The following is a 19,945-nucleotide window of genomic DNA, read 5'->3' as shown; positions in this document are numbered from 1 at the left end:
CAGGACGCTTTGAATCAGGGAAAGGCGGTGGAGCGATCCACCGCCTTTTCCTTTTGTCAGATCCAGCCCTGAAGCTGTTCGCGGATGATCTGCGCCAAGGCGCGGATATGCGTCGGACGCTCGTTCAGGCAGGGGATGTAGGTGAAGGTCTCGCCGCCGGCATGTTCGAAGGCCTCGCGGATCTCGCCGTTGATCTCCTCCAGCGTTTCGATGCAGTCGGCCGAAAACGCAGGCGCGACCACGGCGATGTTCCGTTTGCCCTGCCGTGCCAGTTCGGCCACATGCTCCACCGTGTAGGGGCGCAGCCATTCCTCCGGGCCGAACACCGACTGGAAGCTGGTATGGATCATGTCCTTGTCCCAGCCCAGCGCCTCGCGCAGCAGCCGCGTCGTCTTCTGGCATTTGCAGTGGTAGGGGTCGCCCTGCATCAGATAGCGCTTGGGCATCCCGTGATAGGACGCCACGAGCACGTCGGGCTTCGTCTCCATCGCGTCCCACGCCTCGCGGACGGATTCGGCCAGCGCCGCGACATAGGCGGGATGCTCGAAATATTCAGGCGCGGTGCGGACGGCGGGGGCGCGGAACATTTTCGTGACCGCGGCGAAGAAGGCGTCATTGGCCGTGGCCGTCGTCGCGCCCGCATATTGCGGATAGAGCGGGACGAACAGGATGCGGTCGCAGCCGGCCTCCACCATGGCCTGCACCTTGGATTCGGTGCTCGGATTGCCATAGCGCATGCAGAAATCGACCATCACTTCGGGAAGCTCGGCCGCCAGCGCCGCCGTCTGATCCTTGGTGATCGTCATCAGGGGGCTTTCGCCCTTGTCGTGGTTCCAGATCGATTTGTAATTGGCGCCGGAACTGAACGGGCGCTTGGCAAGGATCACCGTCTGCAACAGCGGCTGCCATTTCCAGCGCGGATAGTCGATCACGCGGCGGTCCGACAGGAACTCCGACAGGTAGCGGCGCATGTTCCAGTAATCGTAACCGTCCGGCGTGCCGAGATTGGCAAGCAGCACACCGATTTTCGGGGATCGGATCGGGGGGTGGTCGGCGGGGATATGGGACATCAGCGGCTCCTTCTGGCTGGGATGGAGATACGCGCTTGCGCCCGGGCGTCAATCCTTCGGACGCAGGGCATCCGCAAGGCGATGCGTGGCCGTGCCCGGCCGCAGGGGTTGCGGCTGCCCCGGATCGGGGGCCCAACCGGTCAGCCAGATCGTCTCGAAGGTGGCGGGAATGCGGCCATCGGCCTCGGCATAGGCGGCGGCATAGCGGCGCGCGGCCTCTAGGAGGACGGCGCGGCGGGTGAAGCGGCGGGGACGGGCAGCAAGGGCCGAGGTTTCGCCCATCCCGCGCAGATCGCGCATCAGATGCAACGCATCGCGGTAGCGGACGGTCAGGCTATCGGCATCGGCGACGGGCAGCGCCAGCCCGCCCCGTTGCAGCAGGGCACCCAGATCGCGGATCTCGCCCATCGGCAGCACGCGGGGGGACAGGCCGCCCGTCACCGCCACCTCCGCCTCGGCGAGGGCGGCGCGCAATTCGTGCAGCGTCTGCCCGCCCAGCGTGGCGCAGAGGAACAGCCCATCCGGCCGCAGCCCCCGGCGCGCCTGCACGATCTGCCCCACCGGATCGTCGGCCCAGTGCAGGCAGAGCGCATGGATCACCAGATCCTGCGAGGCGGGCGCGATGTCCAGCACATCGGCATCGGGCACCGTGCGGAACCCGGGCCAGAGGTCCGGGAAGGGCGTGACGACCGTGATGTCGGTAAACGTCCTGTTAACCTCTTTCATCCTCTCCTGCGCCTCGGCGGCGACGGCGGCGTGCAGGAACAGCGCGTCCGGGGTGGCGCGGGCGCGGTGCAGGGCAAGGGCAGGGCGGTCGGTCAACTGCGGCGTCATGGCCCATGATGTGAGGGGACGGCGATGGGAATGCAAGCGGCGCTGCGGTTGTTCTATCCGCCCGCCTGTCTGTGCTGCGGGGCGGCGACGGGGTCGGACGGGCTGTGCGGGACGTGCTGGCGCGATACGCCCTTCATCACGGGTACGGTCTGCACCCTTTGCGGCACGCCCCTGCCGGGCGAGGGGGACGGGGCATGTGACGAATGCCTTGCGTTGCAGCCCCCTTGGGCGCAGGGGCGCGCGGCCCTGTCCTATGGCGGGAACGGGCGGCGGCTGGTGCTGGCGCTGAAGCATGGCGACCGGCATGATCTGATCGGGCCGGCGGCGGGCTGGATGCTGCGGGCGGCGGCGCCGATGCTGGTGCCGGGGATGATCGTGGCGCCGGTGCCGCTGCACTGGACGCGGCTGCTGCGGCGGCGGTTCAACCAGTCCGCTCTGCTGTCGCGGGCGATCGCGCGGGGGGCGGGGCTCGTGCATATGCCCGACCTTCTGATCCGCCCGCGGCGCACCCCGTCGCAGGATGGGCGGGACCGGCAGGGCCGGTTCGAGAACATGACCGGCGCGCTGCGCCTGCGCCGCCCCGCACTGGTGGAGGGGCGGCACATCCTTCTGGTCGATGACGTGATGACCACCGGCGCCACCCTGTCGGCCGCGACCGAGGTCTGCCTCGATGCCGGGGCGGCGGGCGTGTCGGTCGTGGTGCTGGCGCGCGTGGGCAAAAGCACCTAGATACAGGGAAAGCACGCGAAGGAGACCGCCATGAAACCCGTCGAGATCTACACCACGCCGACCTGCCCCTTCTGCCATGCCGCCAAGGCGCTTTTGTCGCGCAAGGGCGTCTCCTTCACCGAGATCGACGTCAGCCGCGATCCCGGCCTGCGCACCAAGATGACCCAGCGCGCGGGCGGCAGCCGCACGGTGCCGCAGATCTTCGTCGGCGACACGCATGTCGGCGGCTGCGACGATCTGCACGCGCTGGACGGGGCCGGCAAGCTGGACCCCCTTCTGGCCTGAGCGGATGACCGACCGCACCGAGGACATCGCCGTCGCCCTGTTCGGCGAGCTGTTCATGACCGATCAGCTCGCCCGGGCGCGCATCTCCAAAGTGCTGCCCAAGGGGATGGAACTGTCGCATTTCGGTGTGCTGAACCATCTCGCCCGCCTCGGAGAAGAGCGGACGCCCGCGCAGCTGGCAAAATCGTTCCGCGTGACGCGCGGGGCGATGACCAACACGCTGGCCAAGCTGGAATGGGCCGGGCATGTGCATATCCGCCCCGACTGGGACGATGCGCGGCGCAAGTTCGTCGCGATCTCCCCCTCCGGGCGGCAGGCGCGCGATGCGGCGCTCAGCGCGATCGTGCCCACCGTGTCGGATGTGATCCGCGCGCTGGGGCCGGGAAAGATCCGCGCCCTTCTGCCGGTCCTGCGCGAGATGCGGGTGCGGTTCGAACATGCCGAATGATCTGATCGTCACCGGCGCGACCGGGCGGCTGGCCCGCCTTCTCCGCCCCCATTGGCCGGATGCGACATGGCTGGCCCGCGGCGCGCCTTGGCCCGAGGGGCGGGGCGGCACGATCCTGAACCTTGCGGGCGTCACCGATCCGTCCGGCCCGCTGGAGGATAACGTAACGACCGCCGCCGCCGCCATCGCCGAAGGGGCGCGGCGGGGCGCGCGGGTGTTCCTGATGTCCTCGGCGGCGGTCTATGGGCAAGGGATGCGCGATTTTCACGAAGAGGACGCCCCGGCGCCGCTGAACGCCTATGGCGCGGCCAAGGCGCGGATGGAGGCGCTTGCGAGCGGGGCCATCCTGCTTCGGCTGGGCAATGTCGCGGGGGCGGATGCGCTTCTGGGCCGGGCGGCGGGGCATGTCACGCTGGATCCCGCAGGGCCGGAGGGGCCGGTGCGGTCCTATATCGGGCCTGCGACGCTGGCGCGGGTGCTGGGGCATCTTTTTGCTACGCCGTCGCTGCCGCGCATCCTGAACATCGCCGAGCCGCCGCCGATCGGCATGGCGGCCCTGCTGGACGCCGCCGGCATCGACTGGTCCTTCGGGCCAGAGCGGGCGGGCACGATCCCCCGCGTCGGCCTCGATACCGCGCGCCTGCAGGCGATCTGCCCCCTGCCGCCCGCAGACCCCGCCCGCATGGTCGCGGAATGGAGGGCGGCATGACCCTGCCGAAACGTCTGTTCGACATCGTCCTCGCGCTGGTTCTGGCCGCGCTTCTGGCCGTGCCGTTCCTCGTGCTCTGCGCGGTGCTGCTGGCGGTGCAGGGGCGGCCGATCTTCTATGTGGCCGAACGGATGCGCGCCCCCGGCCAGCCCTTCGCCCTGTGGAAGCTGCGCACCATGCGCCCCGCCGGCCCGAACGAGGCGGGCGTGTCGGGCGGCGACAAGAGCGCGCGGATCTCCCCCCTTGGGCGGGCACTGCGCAAGACCCGCGCCGATGAGATCCCGCAACTGTGGAACGTGCTGCGCGGCGATATGAGTTTCGTCGGCCCCCGCCCGCCGCTACGCCAATATGTCGAACGCTTCCCCGACCTCTATGCCGAGGTGCTGAAAAGCCGCCCCGGCATCACCGGCCTCGCCTCGCTCCATATCCACGGATTCGAGGAACGCATCCTCGCGCCCTGCCGCACCGCCGAGGAGACGGACCGCGTCTATACCCGCCGTTCGATCCCCCGCAAGGCGCGGCTCGACCTCATCTATCAGCGTCACCAAAGTGTCTGCTTCGACATCGCCTTGATCTGGCAGACGGCCCGCCGTGTCCTTATGGCACGTTTTCGCCATAAACCTCCGCATGTTCGATGAAAATGAGGGGCGTGCCCTTGTTGAGACCCCCATGTCACGCTAGCCTCCCGCGGTAATCGAACGGAAGGTCTGCGTGCGCAGATGCACGACGGAGCGGAATCCTTGAGCGCATCGAAATCCAAAATTTTCGGCTTTGTAGAAGCGCTTACGCGAGGGCAGAAGCAGGCCATACTTCTGTGCCTCGATCTGATCCTCGCGCCGCTGGCTTTGGCGATGACCTGCGCGCTGGCGCTGAACAGCCTCGCGCCGCTGTGGCTGCTGCGCCAGATGGGGCCGGTGGTGCCGATCGTGGCGATCTGTGCGGGGCTGCTGTCGATCCTGTTCGGCATCCACCGCATCCAGCTCAAGGCCTTCGAGGCGCAGGCGATCCGGCTGACGGGCATGTGCTCGGTGCTGCTGGCGGCGGTGCTGGCGGTGCTCGTCGCGCTCTTGGATCTGCCGCTGCGCGGCGCCAGCATCGTGACCTTCGGCGTGACCTATTTCCTCCTGTCGGTCGGGGTGCGCCTTGCGATGCTGCGCGCGCTCGTCTGGGTGCTGCGGCAGGGGCGTACGCGCAACCGGGTGCTGATCTATGGCGCGGGAACCACGGGGGTGCAGCTTGCGGCCGCCCTGCGCTCGCACGATTCCATTTCTCCGGTCGGGTTCATCGACGACAATCCGGCCCTGCATGGCATGACCATTTCGGGCCTGCGGGTGTTCCCCTATGCCCATATCCCGCGCATCCTGCGCCGCCATGACGTGAAGCGCGTGCTTCTGGCCATGCCGTCGGCCCCCTATCCGCAGCAGGCCCGCATCGCCCGCAAGCTGGAGAAGGAGGGCCTGAAGGTGATGACCCTTCCGTCCTTCGCCCAGCTCGTCGGCGAGGAGAAGCTGGTCGATCATCTGGCCCCCGTGGTGCCGGGCCGCTTCCTCAACCGCCGCCAGATCGAAAGCACCCTGCCGCAGGGCGCCGAGGCCTATGTCGGGCGCACCATCCTCGTATCGGGGGCGGGCGGGTCGGTCGGCTCCGAACTCTGCCGCCAGCTTCTGGCGACGCGTCCCAAGCGCCTCGTCCTGTTCGAAGTCTCCGAACTCTCGCTCTACAACATCGAGCGTGAGCTGACCGAGCTTGCCCGCGACACCGAGGTGGAGATCTGCCCCGTCCTCGGCTCGGTCACGGATGCGCGGATGGCGCGCATGGTCATCGCCGAACACAAGGTGGAGGTGATTTTCCACGCCGCCGCCTACAAGCACGTCCCGCTGGTGGAGGCGAACCCCATTCCGGGGCTGGCCAATAACGTTCTGGGCACGCGCACGCTGGCCGATGCCGCGAACGAGGGGGGTGTCGCCCGCTTCATCCTGATCTCTACCGACAAGGCCGTGCGGCCCACCAATGTGATGGGCGCGTCCAAACGGCTGGCGGAACTGGTGATTCAGGACATGAGCAAGCGGTCCCGCGGAACGGTCTATTCCATGGTCCGCTTCGGCAACGTCCTCGGCTCCTCCGGCTCGGTCATTCCGCTGTTCAAGGAGCAGATCGCCCGCGGCGGCCCCGTCACCCTGACGCATGAGGATGTGACGCGCTTCTTCATGACCATCGCCGAGGCGGCGCGGCTCGTGATGCTCGCCGGTTCCTTCGCGGGCAACGATTGCGGGGGCGAGGTGTTCGTCCTCGATATGGGCGCGCCGGTGCGCATCCGCGATCTGGCCCAGCAGATGATCGAAGCCGCCGGTTTCAAGCTGCGGGACGAGAACAATCCCGATGGCGATATCGAGATTCAGGTCACCGGCCTGCGCCCCGGCGAGAAGCTGCACGAAGAACTCCTGATCGGCGAAGGGCTTCTAACCACGCCGCATCCGAAGATCCTGCGCGCCCGCGAAAACTCCCTGACCGAGCTTGAGACGGCGCGACTTTTGCGCACCTTGCGTTCCGTGGTGGCCGTGGGTGATAGTGAAGGGGCGCGCGATGTGCTGCGCCGCTGGGTCGAAGGCTACGGACCCGAGCGGCCGTCGCCCGAAAACGACCCGCCCGATGCCGTTCTCCAGTCCATCCCGTCCGCCCAGACCTGAGGTGTTGCCCGTGACCCAGCTGCGTTCGCTGTTCCTTGCCGCCGCGTCCTTCGGGACCATCCTGTCCGCCCAAGGTGCATTTGCGCAGGGCTTCACCGTGACCGGCTCCTACGGCAGTCGCGACCTGCTGGGGGGCTTTCCGTCGGACGGCTCCTCGGACGAGGCGGAGGTGCAGCTCAGCTATGCCGGGCAGGGCCCGCGTCTGGGCTACAACCTTGCCGTCACGGTCGGGGACGACGATGACAGCGTCGATTTCGACGACAGCTTCGTGGAGGCTTATGCCGGCGGCTTCGCCTTCGGCCTCGGCGCGGTGGATCGCAACTGGTCGCCCTCGCGGTTTTCCTCGCTGATCCTGTCGGACAATGCCGATCCGATCCCGTCCGCCTATGTGGTCAAGCGCCAGTACACGGCCTTCGACACGCCGTGGCTGTCGTGGATCGGCCCGTGGAAGGGTGAGTTCTTCGTCGGTCAGACCGACAGCGACGGCAATCCCGACAACACCAAGCTGATGGGCATGCGCCTGCAGCTTCAGCCTGTGGACGGGTTCGAGATCGACCTCGTGCGCACGGCGCAATGGGGCGGCGACGGGCGGTCCGAAAGCCTGAAGACCTTCCTCGACGTGCTGACCGGCGACACGAACGAGGGCGAGGCGAGCGAGGCGAACCAGCTGGCCGGCATCGGCCTTTCATGGACGCTTCCCGAAGAGATCGCCCCCCTGCGCCTCTATGCCCAAGCGGTCGGCGAGGATGAGTCCGGCGGCCTGCCGTCCTGCTTCATGTACCTTGCCGGGGTGGAGGGTGTCGGCACCGCCTTCGGCCTGCCGACCACCGTCACGCTGGAAGGGGCCACGACCGAGATTTCGGACAGCGAGAACGGCTTCTGCGGGCCGGGCACCGCCTATAACAACAACGCCTATCCCGGCGGCTACACCCATCATGAGGACGTGATGGGCATGCCGATGGACACCGATTCGCGTATGGCGCAACTGATCATCGAACATCAGCTGGCGCGCTTTGCGCTGGATTGGTCGGTCGGCTATTACGAGATCAACACCACCAACCGCCCCGATCACCGCCTGTCCAGCACCGAGGTGGACGGCACCATCTTGCGCGTCGGCGCCTCGCAGAGCTGGGGCGACACGACGCTGCGCGGCGGCGTTGCGTGGCAGTCCTTCGATCTCGACAATGACGACATCGACGCCGGGATGGGGGTCAGCTTCAGCGTCTCGCGCACCTTCTGACGGTTGCGCGGCGGGTCTGCCCGGTCATAATGCGGCTTTTCCCCATCTGACGGAGGCCGCATGACACCCGCGACGACCTGGTCCTGGTTCCTGCGCATCAAGAGCCGGATCGAGGTTGCGAACCTGTTTATGATCTCGGCCGGCATGGCGTTCTACGGGCTGCTTTCGGTGTTTCCGGCCGTGGCGGCGGTGATCGCCATCTGGGGCTTTGCGGCCGATCCGACCGACATCCGGGGGCAGTTGGAACTGACGCGGGATTTCCTGCCCGGCGATGCCTATCGTCTGATCTCCGAACAGGTGGATGCGCTGCTGGCGGCCAATTCGGCCGATCTCGGCTGGACCTCGCTCTTATCGCTCATGGTGGCGCTGTGGTCTTCGCGCGCGGGGGTGTCGGCGCTGATCTCCGGGATCAACGCCGTGCATCATCTGCCGAAGCGGGGCGGGGTGATGCACACGCTGCGCTCGCTCATGCTCACCTGCACGCTGGTCGGGATCGTGCTGTCGGCGATGACGCTGGCGGTGGTGGTGCCGGTGGTGATCCGCTTTCTGCCGCTGGGTGCGGTGTCGGGGATGCTGCTGGAATATCTGAATGTCGGGCTGGGGCTGATGCTGGTCGTGTTCGGCATCGGGCTGGTCTATCGCCTTGGGCCGAACCGGCCTGCGGGCATGGCGCGGCCGATCTTCTCGCGCGGGCTGCTGGTGGCGGTGGTGCTCTGGGCGCTGATCTCGCGGGGCTTCGTGCTCTATCTCAGCAACTTCCACAGCTACAATCAGGTCTATGGCTCCATCGGGGCGGTGATCGCGCTGCTGATGTGGATGTACCTGTCAGGCTTTGCGATCCTGTTGGGGGCGGCGGTCGATGCCGATCGCGCCGCCCCCCGCGATCAATAATCGCGTTCCCAGAAGATGCCGATCCCGGTGCTGCCTTCGGCGGTGCCGGTCGATCCGCGCACGGTCAGGCTGTCGGAGATGTCGAGGTTCAGGCTGATCTCGCTCTGGCCCTGACTGTCCACTTCCACCGCGGTATAGGCGTTCTCCGAGATGTACTTGCCGGCCCGGACGCCGGCGCCGCCGGTATCGTTGGTCGTTACATCCAGATCGTCGAGGCCGAAGTTCTGCCGTAGGTTTCCTACGATGCCCTGACCGCCGCGCCCCGCCAACGTGGCGACCGCATTGGCCAGCTGTGCCGCCTGCAGCGGCGAGATGGACGACAGATCGCGCCCGAAGAGCAGTTGCGCCAGAACCTCCTCCTGCGGCAGGTCGGGGTCGGAGCTGAAGGTCACTTCCGGATCGTCCGCCGGGCCGACGATGCTGACATAGCTCGTGACGCCGTTATTCTCGCTCGAGGCGCGAACATAGAGCTGCGGGATGAAGTCCCCCTCCAGCGACAGGGTCGCATCGCTCAACTCCAACCTGCGGCCGAGGATGTCGAGCCGCCCACGGACCAGTTCGAACGCCCCGATCGGCACGATGTTGGAGGTGGTGCCCGTCAGCCGCAATTCGCCCCCAAGCTCGGCATCGAGGCCGCGCCCGCGCACGAAGATCCGGTCCGGGGCCGAGATCGTGAGGTCGATCCCAAGACCGCCACCGCTGCTGCCGCCGCTCGACTCCTCCTCGTCATCGAGTTGCGCGCGGCGGCGGGTGGCGCGGACATCGCCCGGCTCGTTCACATGCTGAAGGCCGGGCAGCGTGCCCGCCGTCCCAAGCCCGCCCGAGGGCACTTGGATGTTCACCTCCTCGAGGGTGATGCGGCCGCTGATGCGCCCATTGCCCGCCAGCGGGCCTTGCAGGCGCACCTGCCCGCCCGCCGTCACTTGATACAGCGAAGGATCGGTGATGACCGCACGGCTCAGATCCACGGTCAGATCGGCGTTGTAGGGATCGGCAAGGCCGATCGTGCCGCTGGCGCGGATGCGGCCCCCGTCCTCGGGTGCGGCGCTGGCGGTGATGCTGGCGACCTGACCGTTCAGGGTGACGCGCGCGTCGATCGCGTTCAGCGCAAGGCCAAGCTCGGGATCGGCGAAGCGGGTGCCTTGGGTGCTGATCGTCCCGCTGACCGATTGCAGCGCCAGCGGGCCGTTCACCCGCAGATCGAAGCGCACCGGCCCCGCCACGTTGCGCGGCGACAGGAACACATTGGCCAGCGCCGCCTGCGCCGACCCCGTCAGCGTCAGGTTCGCCTGATCGAAGGCCGCGCCGACGCTGCCATTGGCGCGCGCGTCGATGCCGCCCGGCCCCTGAGCGCGCAGATCGAGATCATAGCCCTGCGCGCGCTGCGCCACCGTACCCGACAGGCTGACGGCGCCGGGGAACTGCGGCAGCAGGATTCCTAGATTGGCAAGCCGCGCCGTCAGATCGAGGCGCTGGCCCCCGTCGATCGGGGTGCCGTTCGCATCGAGCGTCACCTGCGGGTTGCGGACCTGCGCCCGCTCCACCACGACGCGGCCATCGGTCAGCGCGACGGCGGCGGAGATCGTGGAATCCCCGCGCAGCAGCCGGTCGGCCTGATCCTGCGCCACCTTGATGTTGCGGGCCGTACCGTCGAGCGTGATCCGCCCGTTTTCCGGGGTGCCGGTGAAGGCCAGCGCGGTGTTCACCGTGCCGGCATATTGCCGTCCGATCACCGACAGGTCCGACAGGTTCAGCTGCGCCTTCACATCGCTGCCGTCTTGCGCCAGCCGCCCTTCGGCGGTCAGGGCGAGGGCGCGGGCATTCACCTCTGCCTGCTGGATGACGGCGGCCCCGTCCTGAAGCGCGGCATCCAGCCGGATGGTGGAGGCGCCCGCCAGAAGGCCGTCCACCTCGGCGATGCCGGTGCGGATGTCGGTGCCGTCCGCGTTCAGACGCAGATCGCCGGCATCCGTCGTGCCGGTGAAGGTCAGGTCCGCCGTGGCGCTGCCGCCATATTGCGGGCCGAGCACGCGCAGATCGCTTGCGGTGACATTCGCCGTCAGATCGCTGCCGGTGGAGGAGATGAGCCCCTGCGCCGTCGCCGACAGATCCTGCGCATCCACCTTGAATTCGCGGATGCGGGTGCCTTGGGTATCGCGCAGCGCCGACAGGGCGATCGTGGATTGCCCGGCCAGAAGCCCGTCCACCTGCGGGATGCCGGTGGCAAGGTCGGTCCCGGCCACATCGGCCACGACATCGAACCCGCCCTCCAGCACCGTGTAGCGGCCCGAAACCTTCGCTTCGGCCTGACCGGCCAGCGGACGACCCGCGATCTCGGCAAAGCGCGACAGGTCCGCAAGGCGGGCCGCCGCATCGCCGGTGATGGTCATGCCGGTGGACAGCCCTTGGATCACCGCATTGGCATCGAGGCCGTAATCGGCGCCGTTCAGCGTCAGGGACGGGATCTTCAGCCCGTCCTCGCCTTGGATCCAGTCGATCTGCATCGCGCCATCGACCTGCGAGCCGAGGGCGGCGTTCAGCCCCGGATCGGCGGCCGACAGGCCCTGCGCCGCCAGCGTCAGATCGGCCGTCACCTCCGCGGCCGCGCCGGGCACGATCCGCCCCGTGCCGTTCAGCGCCAGACGGTCTGCGTCGAAATCGGCGCGGTCCAGCCCTTCGAGGGTGATGGCCGCCGTCCAATCCTCGGACCGGTCGGCATCGAACTGCACATCGAGATCGAGTGTCTTCACCCGCGTTTCCTGATCGGTGGACAGCGGCAGCAGCACCGGATCCCCATCATCCGAGGCGATGCGCCCCGTCAGGTCCACCAGCTTGGGCAGGCCGTCATTGCCGATCGTCACGGCGCCGTTCAGTTGCAGCTGCTGGGCGATCAGCGACAGGGTCGGGATCTCCAGCACGCCATCGGCATCCTTGCTGCCCTGCACCTTCAGCGCCAGATCGTTGCCGAAGAACTCGGCATAATCGGGCAGGAACAGCGGCGCGGCATCGCCCGAAAGGTCGGCGGCAAAGCCGAGCGGCCCGCTGGCCGGGGCCTGTACCGAGACCTGCCCCGCGATGCGCGGCTGCCCGTCCGTCGCCAGCGTGACATCGGCGGTGTAATCGTCCAGCGGGGCCGACCCCTTCACCGTCAGATCGACCGACGGCGCACCGGGCAGGCCCAGCTTGCGCGTGACCAGACCGTTCGCGGCTTCGGACAGCGACAGATCGACGACCAGTTGGCGCTGCTCGTTGGCAAAGCTCGCATCGAGCGCGAGGCTCAGCGCCGGCCCGCCATCGGTGCGGCGGGCGTTCAGCGTGATGCCGCCCTCGCCGCCGTTCAGGACCAGCACGCCTTGGCCGGTGGCCGTCACCTCTTCGCCCAGCAGCGGCGCGCCGAGTTCCAGCCGGTCCACCGCGATGCGGCCGATATTGATCGACACCGGCAGATCGGGAAGCTGGAAGGGCGACGCCTCGGGCGAGGGGGCGGCCTCCAGCCCTTCGGCGGGCAGGGGGGCGCGGGCGACGATGATCTCTGCGGCGGAGAGTTCGGACACCTCCACCCGGCCGCGCAGCAGGGCCGAACGGCTCCAGTCCAGCACCACGTCGCGCAGCGTCAGCCAGACGCCGTCATCGTCGGCGATGGTCAATTCCTGCAGCGTGGCGCGGGAGGACAGCGCCCCTTCGAAGCCGACGATGTTCACCTGCCGCCCGGCGGAGGAGAGCTTGTCCTCGATTATACCCTCGAGCCAGCCGCGATCGGCATCGCCGCCCTGATCTTGGGCCAGCGCCGCGAAGGGCAGGAAGGCGAGGAGGAGGATGAATAATTTCCGCATCAGAACGCCTGCCCAATTCCCACGTAGATCTGCACGCCTTCGCCCGTATCGCCCGACACGGGCGAGGCGATGTCGAGCCGGATCGGCCCCACCCCGGTGTTGTAGCGCAGACCGAAGCCCGCGCCCGATTGTTCGTCCATATCCGAGAAGCCGTCGGTGCCGATCCGCCCGGCATCGAAGAAGCCGACGAGGCCGATATTGTCGGTCACCATCACCCGCGCCTCCACCGAGGCGGCAAGGAAGGACGAGCCGCCGATCTTGTAATCGTCGTCGTCATCGCTGGGATAGACGCCGAGCGACTGGTAGGGCTGGCCCCGCACGGTGCCGCCTCCGCCCGAATAGAACAGGAAGTCGCGCGGCGTGCCCAAGAGGTCCGGCCCCCAGACGCGCCCGGCCTGCATCCGGCCCGCCAGCGTCAGCCGCCGCGGCTCGCCGAAGGAATAGTAGCCGCGCCCGTCCAGCGTCGCACGAAAGCCCGAATCCGTATCGGCCGCCCCGGCGAAGGGCGTGCCGACGGCGGCCAGATAGAACCCTTCGGTCGCGTCCAACTCGTTGTCGCGCGTGTCCCATGTCACGCCGAGCGGCAGCGACAGCGTCTTGTAGGTGTAATCGCCGAGGTCATCCTCCACATCCGACTGCGCATAGGTCAGCCCGAGGCTGGCGGTCAGATCCTCGGAGATGATCTGCGTGAAGCTGATGCCGATGTCGAACCCGTCGGAGGTGTAATCCTCCTCGTCGAGATGCTCGATCCCGGCATTCACGGCGGCGGTGGTGTCGGCGGTGATGGTCGCCGGACGTTCCAGCGTCACGCCGAGCGAATAGTCCATGCCGGAGTTCTGCGCCCCGATGTTTTCGACCGCGCCATCGACGCGCAGCCGCTCGCCCCCGCCCAGCAGGTTGCGATGTAGCCAGTAGCTGGTCAGCGACGCCCCTTCGGAAGAGGAAATCTCCGCCCCGATGCTGTAGCGGCGGGGAAGCTGCTCCACCACGGTGGTGGTGATGGGCAGCAGGTCGGGCGCGGCGACCTCCCCTTCCGTCATCGTCACCGAAGAGAAGATGCCCGTGCGGCGCAGGCGGTTGGCGGCGGTCTGAAGCTCTTCGGGGGAATAGGTCTCCCCCTCGGGCAGGCCCGCGATCTTTTCGATGCGCCGCGCGCTCATCTTGCGCTGACCTTGCACGGTCATCGGCCCGAAGCGCAGGCGGGGGCCGGGGGTCAGGGCGACTTCGGCCAGAAGGGTGTCGGCGCGGTGATCGGCGATGATCCGCTCTTCGGCGACATCCGCCTTTGCGTGGCCGATGTCGCGCCACTTCTCCAGCCCGGCCTTCACCGCGTCCGAGATGAGACCCGATTCGGCGACCTCGCCCTCGGCAAAGCCGTCGGGGAACTCCGTCCCCTCCACATAGGGGGTGACCACGGCGCGGGAAAAGCGGAACTCAGGCCCCGGATCGACGGTGATGCGGATCTCGCGGATGGTGTCCGCAGCGGGGGCATAGAGCGGCGCGATCGACGCCGCCTCGCGCCCGTCGATCGTGATGTGGATCACGGGGGAATAACGCCCGATGGCGTACAGCGCCCCGACAAGACGGCCATAATCGGCCTGCGCGGCCCCGAACAGCTCGTCGGTGCGGTCCGGGTCTTCGGCCACCTCGGCGGTCAGCGACGCATTGCGCAGCGTCTCGGTGATGTCGTCGTCATTGCCGGTAACCTGAAACACCACCTGATCCAGCGCCTGCGCCGTACCGCCCGTCGTGACGCCCAAGGCCGCAGCCAGCGTCAGCATCCGTATTCCTGCCACCTTCGTCCCCATGCTTCTTTGTTTGGGAAAGTATCGCAGCTTGCCCGCAGGTCGACAACGAATGCTTCGCAGGATTGGCAAGGAATGGGCGGATCGTGATAAAGGGGGCCGGAACGGCAGGGGGAAGCGATGTATATCGGATTGGATCTGGGCACTTCGGGCCTGAAGGGCGTGCTGATCGACGAGGCGCAGCACGTCGTGGCGGAGGCTGTGGCCCCCCTCGAGGTGAGCCGCCCCCATCCCGGCTGGTCCGAGCAGAATCCCGCCGACTGGATCGCGGCCTGCGAAGCGGTGCTGAGCGTTCTGGCCGGATCGGACCTGTCGGCGGTGAAGGGCATCGGCCTGTCGGGGCAGCAGCATGGGGCCGTGGTCCTCGATGCCGCCGATGCGGTGCTGCGCCCGGCGATCCTGTGGAACGACACCCGCGCCCATGCCGAGGCCGCCGCCCTCGACGCCGATCCGCGCTTTCGGACGATCAGCGGCAACATCGTCTTTGCCGGGTTCACCGCGCCGAAGCTGATGTGGATGGCCCGGCACGAACCGGCGCTGCGGGCCCGCGTGGCGAAGGTGCTGCTGCCCAAGGATTACCTGCGCCTGTGGCTGACGGGGGAGCATGTGGGCGACATGTCCGACAGCGCGGGCACCTCATGGCTCGATACCGGGGCGCGCGACTGGTCGGATGCGCTGCTGGCCGCGACCGATCTGGGGCGCGAGCATATGCCCCGGCTGGTCGAAGGCTCCGAGGTGTCGGGCCATCTGCGGGCCGAGCTTGCCGCGCGCTGGGGGCTGCCGCCGTCGGTCGTGGTGGCGGGGGGCGGCGGCGACAACGCGGCCTCGGCGGTGGGGGTGGGCGCGGTGCGTCCGGGCGAGGGGTTCGTCTCGCTCGGTACTTCGGGCGTGCTCTTTGCCGCGACCGAAGGCTACAGTCCCGATGCCGCCAGCGCGGTGCACAGCTTCTGCCATGCGCTGCCGGGTGCGTGGCACCAGATGGGCGTGATCCTGTCGGCGACGGATTCGCTGAACTGGTATGCGCGGATGGTGGGGCAGGGCGCGGCGGAGCTGACCAAGGGCCTTGGCCCCCTGCAGGCGCCGGGGCGGCCGCTGTTCCTGCCCTATCTGGGGGGGGAGCGGACGCCGCTGAACGATGCGGCGCTGCGCGGCGCGTTCCTTGGGCTGGAGCATGCGACGGATACCGCCGCCGGCACCCGTGCGGTGCTGGAAGGGGTGGCCTTTGCGCTGCGCGATTGCCGCGATGCGCTGGCATCGACCGGCACGGAACTGCGCAGCTTGATCGCCGTGGGCGGAGGATCGCGGTCGGAGTATTGGCTGGCGGCGATCGCGACGGCGCTGGACGTGCCGGTGGGCGTGCCGGCGGCGGGGGATTTCGGCGGGGCCTTCGGGGCGGCGCGGCTGGCGCTGATGGCCGCGACCGGCGCGGGGACCGAGGTGCTGACCCCGCCGCCCCTTGCCCGGCAAATCGCCCCCGACGCGGCGCTGGCGGCGGCCTTCGCCGAAGGTCATGCCCGCCACCGCGCCGCGCGCGACGCGGTGCGGGCATTGAAGGGGATCTAGCGGCGGATGCTGGCGGTGACGTAGTTCACCGTCAGATCGCGCGACGACAGGCTCCATGACCAGCCGAGCGGGTTGAACACCATGCCCTTGCGGTCCACCGGATCGAGGCCCGCCGTCCGCAGCAGGTCGAAGAGTTCGTCCGGCGTGATGAACTTGTTCCAGTCATGCGTGCCCTTGGGCAGCCAGCGCATCACCCATTCCGCCCCCACGATCGCCATGGCAAAGCTTTTGGCGTTCCGGTTCAGGGTGGAGCAGACCATCAGCCCGCCCGGACGCAGAAGATCGTGGCAGGCCCGCAGATAGGCGGCGGGATCGGCGACATGCTCCACCACTTCCATGTTCAGGACGACGTCGAATTGCTCGCCCTTGGCGGCCAGCGCCTCGGCGGTGGTGTGGCGGTAGTCGATCTCGAGGCCGGACTGTTCGGCATGGATGCGGGCGACGGGGATGTTGCGCTCGGCCGCGTCGGCGCCGACCACCGTGGCGCCCAGCCGGGCCATCGGTTCGGCCAGAAGGCCGCCGCCGCAACCGATATCGAGGATGCGCAGCCCTTCGAACGGGGCGGCGCCCTGCAGGTCGCGCCCGAATTCCATCGCGATCTGCCCGGTGATGTAATCGAGGCGGCAGGGGTTCATCTGGTGCAGCGGCTTGAACTTGCCGTTCACGTCCCACCATTCGGCGGCCATGGCTTCGAACTTGGCGACCTCGGCCGCGTCGATGGTGCTGGTCATGGCAGACTCCTGTGCTTTTTGGCGCGACATCGCGGCTTTCGCGGTTATATAGGCGGATCATGGATCACAGGTCAGGCCAAAAGCGCGAGAATGGTTCCCTCTATCCGCCGATCGAACCCTTCGATCAGCGTATGATGGAGGTGGGCGAGGGCCACCGCGTCTATGTCGAGCAGTCGGGCCACCACGAAGGCGTGCCCGTTCTGGTGCTGCATGGCGGGCCGGGGGGCGGCTGTTCGCCCATGATGCGCCGCTTCTTCGATCCGGCCCATTACCGCACGGTGATGTTCGATCAGCGCGGCTGCGGGCGTTCGCGGCCCAGCGGCTCGGTCGAGGCGAACACCACATGGCATCTGATCGCCGATATCGAGCGCATCCGCGACCGGCTGGGGATCGACCGCTTCATCCTCTTTGGTGGCAGCTGGGGCTCCACCCTCGCGCTGATCTACGCCATCACCCATCCCGAACGGGTGCGGGGGCTGGTGCTGCGGGGCGTGTTCCTCGGCACGCAGGGGGAACTGGATTGGTTCTATGGTGGCGGCGCGGGGCGCTTCTTCCCCGAGATGTGGGCGCGGTTCCTTGCGCCGCTGGCCGAGGCGGAGCGGGGCGACGCCATCGCCGCCTATCACCGCCGCCTCTTCAGCGGCGACCGGATGGAAGAGGCTCGCGCCGGGCGCATCTGGGCCAATTGGGAAAACGCGCTTGCCAGCGTGCATCACGAAGGCATCCCGGGAGAGGCGCCTTCGGACTATGCCCGCACATTCGCCCGTCTGGAAAATCATTATTTCACGCATCGCTGTTTCATGGATTGCGATGACTGGATTCTGCGCAACCGCCGCGTGATCGAACATCTGCCGGCGGTCATCGTGCAGGGGCGTTTGGACATGATCTGCCCCCCGCAGGCCGCACATAGGCTGGCTGCGGGCTGGGACAGCGCCGATCTGCACGTCATTCCGATGGCTGGCCATGCGCTGTCCGAACCCGGCATCAGCCGGGCGCTTCTGGCCGCGATGGACGCTTGGCGCACGATATTCCCGTAACTTCACAGGGGCGTGACGCTTGCAGCCCCAAAACGCCCTCCTTATATACGCTGGCGTAGCCGGGTGGGGCGGCCGCCCCGGTCGGCCGCATCTGGGATCGGGGCCAGGAGCCAGTACGGGCCTGGACCTAAAATATCGCCGCAAGTAGAGGTGCATGAATATGGCCAAAGTCATCGGGATCGACCTTGGGACGACCAACAGCTGCGTCGCCATCATGGACGGCGCGCAACCGCGTGTGATCGAGAATGCCGAAGGGGCGCGCACGACGCCCTCCATCGTCGGCTTCACGGACAGCGAGCGTCTCGTCGGCCAGCCGGCGAAACGGCAGGCCGTCACCAACCCCTCCAACACCGTTTTCGCCGTGAAGCGCCTGATCGGCCGTCGCACGACCGACGCCGAGGTGACCAAGGACAAGAAGCTGGTGCCCTATTCCATCGTGGATGGCGGCAATGGCGACGCTTGGGTGGAAGTGCGCGGCGACAAATACTCGCCCTCGCAGATTTCCGCGTTCATCCTGCAGAAGATGAAGGAAACGGCGGAATCCTATCTGGGCGAAAGCGTCACGCAGGCCGTGATCACCGTTCCGGCCTATTTCAACGACGCCCAGCGTCAGGCCACCAAGGACGCGGGCAAGATCGCGGGCCTCGAAGTGCTGCGCATCATCAACGAGCCGACGGCCGCCGCGCTGGCTTATGGCCTCGACAAGAAAGACACCAAGACGATCGCGGTCTATGACCTTGGCGGCGGTACGTTCGACATCACGATCCTAGAGATCGACGACGGCCTCTTCGAAGTGAAATCGACCAACGGGGACACGTTCCTCGGCGGCGAAGACTTCGACATGCGCATCGTCAACTACCTTGCGGACGAGTTCAAGAAAGAGCACGGCGTCGATCTGACCTCGGACAAGATGGCCCTTCAGCGCCTGAAGGAAGCCGCCGAGAAGGCCAAGATCGAGCTGTCCTCCAGCCAGCAGACCGAGATCAACCAGCCGTTCATCTCGATGGACCGCAACACCGGCACGCCGCTGCACATGGTCATGAAGCTGACCCGTGCGAAGCTGGAAAGCCTCGTGGCCGATCTCATCAAGAACTCCATCAAGCCGTGCCAAGCGGCGCTGAAGGATGCGGGCCTGTCGGTCGGCGACATCGACGAGGTGGTTCTGGTCGGCGGTATGACCCGCATGCCCAAGGTCATCGAAGAGGTGCAGAAGTTCTTCGGCAAGGAGCCGCACAAGGGCGTGAACCCCGACGAGGTGGTGGCGCTGGGCGCGGCCATTCAGGCGGGCGTGCTGCAGGGTGACGTGAAGGACGTCGTGCTGCTGGACGTGACGCCCCTGTCGCTGGGGATCGAGACGCTGGGCGGTGTGTTCACCCGCCTGATCGACCGCAACACCACGATCCCGACGAAGAAGTCGCAGGTCTTCTCCACGGCCGAGGACAACCAGAACGCCGTGACGATCCGCGTCTTCCAAGGGGAGCGGGAGATGGCAGCCGACAACAAGATGCTCGGCCAGTTCAATCTGGAAGACATCCCGCCGGCCCCGCGCGGCATGCCGCAGATCGAGGTGACCTTCGACATCGACGCCAACGGCATCGTGTCGGTCAGCGCCAAGGACAAGGGCACGGGCAAATCCCAAAACATCACGATCCAAGCGTCGGGCGGTCTGTCCGATGAGGATATCGAAAAGATGGTCAAGGATGCCGAGGCCAATGCCGAAGGCGACAAGGCCCGCCGCGAGCTGGTGGAAGTGAAGAACCAAGGCGAGAGCCTTGTCCACGCGACCAAGAAGTCGATCGCCGATCATGGCGACAAGGTCGATCCGTCCACCGTCGAGGCGATCGAACTGTCGCTGGGCGCGCTGGAAGAGGCGCTTGCGGGCGAAGACGCTGGCAAGATCCGCGGCGCGATCCAGAACGTGACCGAAGCGTCCATGCGTCTGGGCGAAGCCATCTACAAGGCGCAGGCCGCCGAAGAGGGCGGCGAAGGCGCGCCGCAGGCTGCGGATGGCGACGATATCGTCGATGCCGATTTCGAGGATCTCGGCGAAGACAAGCGGAAATGATCCCCCGGGATCGGTTGA

Annotated in this window: 16 protein-coding genes; 11 read left to right on the top strand and 5 right to left on the bottom strand. The window is 67.5% G+C overall.

Annotated elements, in window-relative coordinates; genetic code table 11:
* Window positions 1-56 precede the first annotated feature (56 nt).
* Entirely contained in the window at window positions 57-1,070 is a 1,014-nt protein-coding gene (hemH, locus tag GR316_RS07200) for a ferrochelatase (protein WP_211783290.1), read from the bottom strand.
* Window positions 1,071-1,118: 48 nt separating this feature from the next.
* Entirely contained in the window at window positions 1,119-1,904 is a 786-nt protein-coding gene (locus tag GR316_RS07195) for a methyltransferase domain-containing protein (protein ID WP_211783289.1), read from the bottom strand.
* A gap of 24 nt (window positions 1,905-1,928) precedes the next feature.
* Between GR316_RS07195 and GR316_RS07190 the strand changes: the two genes are divergently transcribed.
* From GR316_RS07190 to GR316_RS07155, 8 genes are all read left to right on the top strand, one after another.
* Window positions 1,929-2,633 carry a ComF family protein gene (locus GR316_RS07190; protein WP_211783288.1) on the top strand — a complete coding sequence of 235 codons (705 nt, stop codon included), beginning with the start codon at window positions 1,929-1,931 and terminating at the stop codon, window positions 2,631-2,633.
* Between the two features lie 30 nt (window positions 2,634-2,663).
* Entirely contained in the window at window positions 2,664-2,918 is a 255-nt protein-coding gene (grxC, locus tag GR316_RS07185) for a glutaredoxin 3 (RefSeq protein WP_211783287.1), read from the top strand.
* A gap of 4 nt (window positions 2,919-2,922) precedes the next feature.
* Complete coding sequence (locus GR316_RS07180; RefSeq protein ID WP_211783286.1) at window positions 2,923-3,366, top strand: MarR family winged helix-turn-helix transcriptional regulator; 444 nt, start codon at window positions 2,923-2,925, stop codon at window positions 3,364-3,366.
* Entirely contained in the window at window positions 3,356-4,075 is a 720-nt protein-coding gene (locus tag GR316_RS07175) for an NAD-dependent epimerase/dehydratase family protein (RefSeq protein ID WP_211783285.1), read from the top strand. Before GR316_RS07180 ends, GR316_RS07175 begins: the two co-directional genes overlap by 11 nt.
* Entirely contained in the window at window positions 4,072-4,713 is a 642-nt protein-coding gene (locus GR316_RS07170; RefSeq protein WP_211783284.1) for a sugar transferase, read from the top strand. Before GR316_RS07175 ends, GR316_RS07170 begins: the two co-directional genes overlap by 4 nt.
* Window positions 4,714-4,794: 81 nt before the next feature.
* A complete protein-coding gene (locus GR316_RS07165; protein ID WP_211783283.1) occupies window positions 4,795-6,762 on the top strand; it encodes a polysaccharide biosynthesis protein in 1,968 nt (655 codons plus the stop codon).
* 10 nt (window positions 6,763-6,772) lie between these two features.
* On the top strand, window positions 6,773-8,002 hold the full coding sequence (locus GR316_RS07160) for a capsule assembly Wzi family protein (RefSeq protein ID WP_211783282.1): 1,230 nt from the start codon (window positions 6,773-6,775) through the stop codon (window positions 8,000-8,002).
* 60 nt (window positions 8,003-8,062) lie between these two features.
* Window positions 8,063-8,893 carry a YihY/virulence factor BrkB family protein gene (locus tag GR316_RS07155; protein ID WP_211783281.1) on the top strand — a complete coding sequence of 277 codons (831 nt, stop codon included), beginning with the start codon at window positions 8,063-8,065 and terminating at the stop codon, window positions 8,891-8,893.
* Here GR316_RS07155 and GR316_RS07150 read toward each other — a convergent pair.
* Together GR316_RS07150 and GR316_RS07145 are read right to left on the bottom strand one after the other, a co-directional pair.
* Window positions 8,887-12,726, bottom strand: coding sequence for a translocation/assembly module TamB domain-containing protein (locus GR316_RS07150; RefSeq protein ID WP_211783280.1), 3,840 nt, complete (start codon window positions 12,724-12,726; stop codon window positions 8,887-8,889). The two genes, GR316_RS07155 and GR316_RS07150, sit on opposite strands and share 7 nt — an antisense overlap.
* Window positions 12,726-14,507 (bottom strand): autotransporter assembly complex protein TamA, encoded by a 1,782-nt coding sequence (locus tag GR316_RS07145; protein WP_211783279.1) that lies wholly within the window; start codon window positions 14,505-14,507, stop codon window positions 12,726-12,728. Before GR316_RS07145 ends, GR316_RS07150 begins: the two co-directional genes overlap by 1 nt.
* A 144-nt stretch (window positions 14,508-14,651) precedes the next feature.
* Here GR316_RS07145 and xylB point away from each other — a divergent pair, with 144 nt between their 5' ends.
* Complete coding sequence (xylB, locus tag GR316_RS07140) at window positions 14,652-16,094, top strand: xylulokinase (protein ID WP_211783278.1); 1,443 nt, start codon at window positions 14,652-14,654, stop codon at window positions 16,092-16,094.
* Here the strand turns inward: xylB and ubiG are convergent.
* Entirely contained in the window at window positions 16,091-16,825 is a 735-nt protein-coding gene (gene ubiG / locus GR316_RS07135; protein WP_211783277.1) for a bifunctional 2-polyprenyl-6-hydroxyphenol methylase/3-demethylubiquinol 3-O-methyltransferase UbiG, read from the bottom strand. The two genes, xylB and ubiG, sit on opposite strands and share 4 nt — an antisense overlap.
* A gap of 59 nt (window positions 16,826-16,884) precedes the next feature.
* Here ubiG and pip point away from each other — a divergent pair, with 59 nt between their 5' ends.
* Both pip and dnaK read left to right on the top strand, forming a co-directional pair.
* The gene (gene pip / locus GR316_RS07130; RefSeq protein ID WP_211783276.1) at window positions 16,885-17,862 is read left to right on the top strand and encodes a prolyl aminopeptidase; all 978 of its coding nucleotides are present in this window, start codon (window positions 16,885-16,887) and stop codon (window positions 17,860-17,862) included.
* A gap of 160 nt (window positions 17,863-18,022) precedes the next feature.
* Window positions 18,023-19,927 carry a molecular chaperone DnaK gene (dnaK, locus tag GR316_RS07125; protein WP_211783275.1) on the top strand — a complete coding sequence of 635 codons (1,905 nt, stop codon included), beginning with the start codon at window positions 18,023-18,025 and terminating at the stop codon, window positions 19,925-19,927.
* The last annotated feature ends 18 nt before the right edge of the window (window positions 19,928-19,945 follow it).

Origin of the sequence: Falsirhodobacter algicola, assembly GCF_018279165.1 — a bacterium.
GTDB lineage: Bacteria > Pseudomonadota > Alphaproteobacteria > Rhodobacterales > Rhodobacteraceae > Falsirhodobacter > Falsirhodobacter algicola.
The sequence above is the reverse complement of the archived record's forward strand: the minus strand, read 5'-3'. Positions and strand labels throughout refer to the sequence as shown.

Bases quoted from the DNA above. Each gene is read 5' to 3' on its own strand.
- hemH (WP_211783290.1), bottom strand. From the start codon at position 1,070: ATGTCCCATATCCCCGCCGACCACCCCCCGATCCGATCCCCGAAAATC.
- GR316_RS07195 (WP_211783289.1), bottom strand. From the start codon at position 1,904: ATGACGCCGCAGTTGACCGACCGCCCTGCCCTTGCCCTGCACCGCGCC.
- GR316_RS07190 (WP_211783288.1), top strand. From the start codon at position 1,929: ATGGGAATGCAAGCGGCGCTGCGGTTGTTCTATCCGCCCGCCTGTCTG.
- grxC (WP_211783287.1), top strand. From the start codon at position 2,664: ATGAAACCCGTCGAGATCTACACCACGCCGACCTGCCCCTTCTGCCAT.
- GR316_RS07180 (WP_211783286.1), top strand. From the start codon at position 2,923: ATGACCGACCGCACCGAGGACATCGCCGTCGCCCTGTTCGGCGAGCTG.
- GR316_RS07175 (WP_211783285.1), top strand. From the start codon at position 3,356: ATGCCGAATGATCTGATCGTCACCGGCGCGACCGGGCGGCTGGCCCGC.
- GR316_RS07170 (WP_211783284.1), top strand. From the start codon at position 4,072: ATGACCCTGCCGAAACGTCTGTTCGACATCGTCCTCGCGCTGGTTCTG.
- GR316_RS07165 (WP_211783283.1), top strand. From the start codon at position 4,795: ATGCACGACGGAGCGGAATCCTTGAGCGCATCGAAATCCAAAATTTTC.
- GR316_RS07155 (WP_211783281.1), top strand. From the start codon at position 8,063: ATGACACCCGCGACGACCTGGTCCTGGTTCCTGCGCATCAAGAGCCGG.
- GR316_RS07150 (WP_211783280.1), bottom strand. From the start codon at position 12,726: ATGCGGAAATTATTCATCCTCCTCCTCGCCTTCCTGCCCTTCGCGGCG.
- GR316_RS07145 (WP_211783279.1), bottom strand. From the start codon at position 14,507: ATGCTGACGCTGGCTGCGGCCTTGGGCGTCACGACGGGCGGTACGGCG.
- xylB (WP_211783278.1), top strand. From the start codon at position 14,652: ATGTATATCGGATTGGATCTGGGCACTTCGGGCCTGAAGGGCGTGCTG.
- ubiG (WP_211783277.1), bottom strand. From the start codon at position 16,825: ATGACCAGCACCATCGACGCGGCCGAGGTCGCCAAGTTCGAAGCCATG.
- pip (WP_211783276.1), top strand. From the start codon at position 16,885: ATGGATCACAGGTCAGGCCAAAAGCGCGAGAATGGTTCCCTCTATCCG.
- dnaK (WP_211783275.1), top strand. From the start codon at position 18,023: ATGGCCAAAGTCATCGGGATCGACCTTGGGACGACCAACAGCTGCGTC.